This window comes from Agathobaculum sp. TL06, assembly GCF_054658635.1.
In genome coordinates, this window is sequence record NZ_BAAGGY010000065.1 from 1 (window position 1) to 745 (window position 745).

Consider the following 745-nt stretch of genomic DNA (forward strand, 5'->3'; position numbering starts at 1 on the left):
TAGTAGAGGAAATTCCTGTAAACCAAAAAGAGCTTTTTACTCGTTTTAGATTACCTGCGCCATAATTATAGCCCACAAAAGGAAGATACCCCATGACATACCCGCCAATCATCATTGTCATAACTGTCATTAGTTTGCTGCTGACACCGACTGCTGAAACCGCATTATTCCCATAAGACGAAGCAAAGTTGTTCAGTAAAATATTAGAAAAACTCATAACAAAGTTTGTTATAGATGATGGAAAACCAATTTTAAATATTTCGCTGACAATGTTTTTTTCCAGTTTAAAGTCCTTGATAGAAACAGAAAGAAAAGTTTTCTTCTTCAAAATGACTAAAATACAATACATAGCAGAACAGGTGTTACCAAGAATGGTTGCCCACGCTGCCCCTGTCGCCCCTAATTTTAAAGGGAATATAAAAATAGGGTCAAATACGATATTGACAACTGTACCAATCATCAGCCCAATAGCTGACTCTTTTACTTTTCCTTCAGCGCGTAACATACAAGGTAAAACCACTTGTGCAGAAATAGTGAATGCAAATATAACAATAATGCTCATGTATGCTTTTGTTGGCGCATAATTTTCTGTAGTTGTTCCCATCAATTTCAAAACAGTGTTTTGAAAAACAAAATACAATGCTGACAAGAGTATTGTAATGAAGATAATGCCATAAAGGGCAACGGCAGATGTCTTTTTAGCTTCTGTATAATTTCTCGCGCCAAGGCTTCTTGAAATATATGA

Annotated in this window: 1 protein-coding gene; it reads right to left on the reverse strand. The window is 35.7% G+C overall.

Annotated elements, in window-relative coordinates:
- A partial coding sequence (locus ACYQ3S_RS15645; protein WP_459690295.1) for an MATE family efflux transporter occupies positions 1 to 745 on the reverse strand: 745 nt, incomplete at both ends.